2 protein-coding genes and 1 pseudogene are annotated in these 4027 nt (G+C 32.8%); all 3 read right to left on the bottom strand.

Features of this window, described 5'->3' with window-relative positions:
- Positions 1-1982 precede the first annotated feature (1982 nt).
- A pseudogene (locus J6Y29_04560) lies at positions 1983-2111 on the bottom strand (terminase small subunit).
- Between the two features lie 152 nt (positions 2112-2263).
- Positions 2264-2599 carry a hypothetical protein gene (locus tag J6Y29_04555; protein MBP5427144.1) on the bottom strand — a complete coding sequence of 112 codons (336 nt, stop codon included), beginning with the start codon at positions 2597-2599 and terminating at the stop codon, positions 2264-2266.
- Between the two features lie 207 nt (positions 2600-2806).
- Positions 2807-3028 (bottom strand): hypothetical protein, encoded by a 222-nt coding sequence (locus J6Y29_04550; GenBank protein ID MBP5427143.1) that lies wholly within the window; start codon positions 3026-3028, stop codon positions 2807-2809.
- Between the last annotated feature and the right edge of the window lie 999 nt (positions 3029-4027).

The following is a 4027-nucleotide window of genomic DNA, read 5'->3' as shown; positions in this document are numbered from 1 at the left end:
TCATCAAACTCAGTCACTATCTACTACTATATTATGTCTAGATACTCAATAAGAATACTCTAAGTCCTTTATTCTGGCTGCTATATCATCAATAGTATTTCTATCGTAATGTAAGATTTTGATACATTCTAACCCCCTCCAAATACAAATAACAGTCTTATCATCTCCAAGTCTAGCAACATCCACTGAGATATAAGTTGTGTCCTTCTTTTCTACATTAGTTTCAAATAAGTCTTCTATTTCATCGTGTCTAAATAGCTTTCCAGCATCTCAAGACCAGTCAAAGTTTCAATATAAAAGCCTCTGTTTAGTAATCTCATCTGTTGAGTTCCTAAGCTGAGTGATATACTCTGGGTCTATAAACTCGTTATCTGTAACTAAAGATGGTATAAATATAGTATCTTCTGGCAATGTTCAAGACTTTCGTGGTGTATAGAAAGTCCTCTTTACTCGTCACTGGTCTGGATTAAAGGTACATAATAATTTAGGGATAAGTCAGTATTCCTTGTTTTTTTGCCTAGCAATACGAGTTTTTAGGATAGTAACAGCTTGCTCATCTATCTCATTTGCTTCATCTATGAAACCTCAAGTAAGCTCTAAAGACCCAAATCTAGTAAATAATGGGTCAGCTGGTTGTGTTGCACAGTCTAACAAAAGAATTTCACTACCATTATCAAATCTAATTATATTGTACTTCTTATCTAGTTTTCACATAAACTCTTTAGGTATCTCATAGATTTGTCAGATTTTATAGTAGGTATTAACTGTAGTTTTCATAAGATTAGATAACTCTCTACGACCTATAAACCACCTAGTTCAAGGATATTTCCAAGCCATATACCACAGCCACATAACTCAAACGACCGACTTTCACCCCCCTGCTCAACCTCCAAATCAGATATTCCTATGAGTATTGTCTGTAAGAGCTTCCCAAGCCTCCGCTTGTTTCTCAGTCATCTCGAAATTAGGTTGGAATAGTTTAGCCATCTAATAAATCTGAATAAATAAAATCGTTAGCCTTTCTACTTCTCTTTACGAATACTAAGAACTGAGATGTATAACTTCTTGAATGTATTTGATTTTGCATTCTGCCTATAATTCTTGATTTTGCAATTAGTGTAAATTTATCCTCCATCACAAATCAAACTTTCTCTCAACACATATAACTATATTCTTCTACATTATGTTTAATACCTCAGCTTATCGTACTCTGACACTTAAATATACATACACCACCATCATCCAATACTCTATAAGCCTCTTTTATTCGGTGGTAATAACTATCATATAATTCTTTAGCAGGGTAGTAAGAAGCAAATCTTTTAGAGATTATATTTCTTCATTTCTTTGGTTTTTGCATAGATGGTGCTTTTGGTGGTGTAATAACAAATGGTAAGTCTATAACTATTGAATGAATACTACCATCTCATAGTGGTATAGGTCATCGTGGCTCTATCTTCTCTACTATCTCACTTTGAGGATACACATCATATAGATGTTTAGGTAAAGGTATTCAGTCTTTATAGAAGTTCAATGTGCTTGCCGTAATGTCGCAGTCAAACTGATTAGTTCATAAATATAACATTCAAATATTATTCAGAATTTCTGTCTGATTATACGAAATGTTTTTTATAATGTTGGTATTATTGTACATCGTTTTCTTGTTTAGGAGTTAAATCTTCTGCTTCTACTACGCTTCACTCTACCACACTTCACTCTACTACCTCTCATTCAGTAATCTCTGGTTGTTTATGCTTAATAGTAATAGTAACCTCTCATATTCCACTAAATCATTGGCTTTCCTCTTTCTGCTTTCCTACTCATAATCTATTAAGTCTATCTTTTATTCAGTCCATCCTAACAGCTGCTGGTATATCCTCATTCTGTATCATCTCCATCTGTAACTCTAAACATAACTCAGCATCATCTGCTAATTTCTGTATAAGATATTCCTTAACCTTCTCTACCTTCTTCATCTGCATTCAGTTAGGTCTATCACTATCTATCCATTCTTCCCTATTCCCTAAAGTACCTTTAGCTGCTCTATAAGCAGCAGTAGCATTATGTGACTGTAAATACTCATCTACAAAAGCTTTCTGTTTCTCTGTTAAACCTTTCTTTACAGCTAGTCTATCTGGTCACTTATACTTTCAGCTTCAAGGTTTTCAGTCCCTAATAATCTCTCTAGTCCCAACCAAATTCTTCGTTTTTTCGTTAGGTCATCTCTTTATTTCAGCGCTACGCTTTGGTGCATTAGTTCTACTTACTTCCCCCATCTACTCTTTTTAGAATGTAAAGTCTTTTCTGAAATCTTTGGAACTTCTACCTTTCCTTGTTCTATCCTTTTCTTCAAATCTTCTACTCCCCAAGCCATAAAAGGTTTCTTCCCAAATACTAAGAAATACTCATTCCTTAACTTATCTATCTCCCCATTCTCTACATCTCCCCCAAATCTATTAAATAACTCCTTCTCTAACTTGCTCAGAAACTCTAATACATCCCAAGTAGGTAAACTCTCAAACCTGTGAGTATATAACCTATACTCGTTGATTAACTTTAAGATAGCTTCAGCTCTCTCTGAAGCTTCTCTCCTTTCCACTCCTGCGTGGTTGTTTTTGTTTTCTAAATTGATGAAGTCAGACATTTATTTATGTTTAGAAAGTAAAAGAAATTAAATCAAATCTGAAGCTTTTTTAATACCAAATTTATTCATAATTGAGCCTAAATCTTTCTCTCAACCATTACCACATTCTACCACGCTACCGCTTCCCTCGTTATCAGTTTTAACCTCTGATTTACCTTGGTATCAAGCTGTTATATTATTATCACGATAACCTTTGGTTATCTCAGCATAAAAATCATCATAAATATCCTCAGAGCCTACTAACCCCTTCTTCTTCATAATATTATAACATTTCCTCAAAGAATAATCTAATAATCCCTCTAACTTCTCGTACTCTCTGTTTAGATATTCTAAATCGTTACTCAAATGATTTGCCAAATCTAAATCAGAAGAAGAAACTTGCATCCTTCCTCCATCAGTCCCCTCCTCCTTTCTCTCTAAATCCTCAATTTTTCATTCAAGCTCTTTTATCTTTCACTTTAATTCCTCAACATCATCCTCTACTAGCTCATACCCATCTGCTAATCTAATAACCTCTCAACGCTTAATCATCCTATCCACTAGCTTATTATCGTTCTCATTTTTCCCCAAAAACTTTAATAACTCCCTCTTTGTGAAGAACATCCATACATATTACTATATAAATATCAGCGCTACGCTTTATAGCGCTACGCTTTATACTAGATAATGATTTTTTTTATAATTGCAAGGTATTTTTACCTTATGTAAGGTATATCTACCTTGTGTAAGGTATTTTTACCTTGTAATCAACAATAGAAGCAAGGCACACTTACCTTATACAGCAGGCATTTATACCTTGCTAACGTGGTATGATACCACACTACCAGGCACAAATACCTTATTAATCAGGTACATATACCTTATACAACAAGGCACGGATACCTTGTTTTTGAAAATTGCTTGGTGCGCGCGGTAGTATACTATTACAATTATTCACTCATTCAATGGGTTGCTACCCCTCCTCCCTGCTGTCAAAAATTTTTTTTACAGCCAGTGCTGAACTGAAGAAACTCAAACGTCAAAAATTTTATTGACAGGTGGGGGCTTTGGCTTTTCTTCTTCTCTTTTTTCACTGAAAATTTAGGAGAAAAAGAGAATATATCTTATTTATAGCTTGTTTTTGTATAAAACTTATTTTATTTAATTTTCTAGTCAATTGATAATTGCTTTTATATGTTTTATTATTCATAATATAATATTTATATCTTTATTATAAGTATTTATTTATTCTATATATTTTGTTTATTCTTTTTTTAGGAATTTTTATATTTTAGGAATATTTTAATTTTTAGGAATTTATATATTTTTTGATTTTGTTTTATTTATTCTTTTTGATTTTCTTTTATTTTGTTTTTATATGTTTTTTTTGATTTTTTTGATTTT

The sequence above is a fragment of the Clostridiales bacterium genome, assembly GCA_017961515.1.
Lineage (GTDB): Bacteria > Bacillota > Clostridia > Acetivibrionales > RGIG10202 > RGIG10202.
The sequence above is the reverse complement of the archived record's forward strand: the minus strand, read 5'-3'. Positions and strand labels throughout refer to the sequence as shown.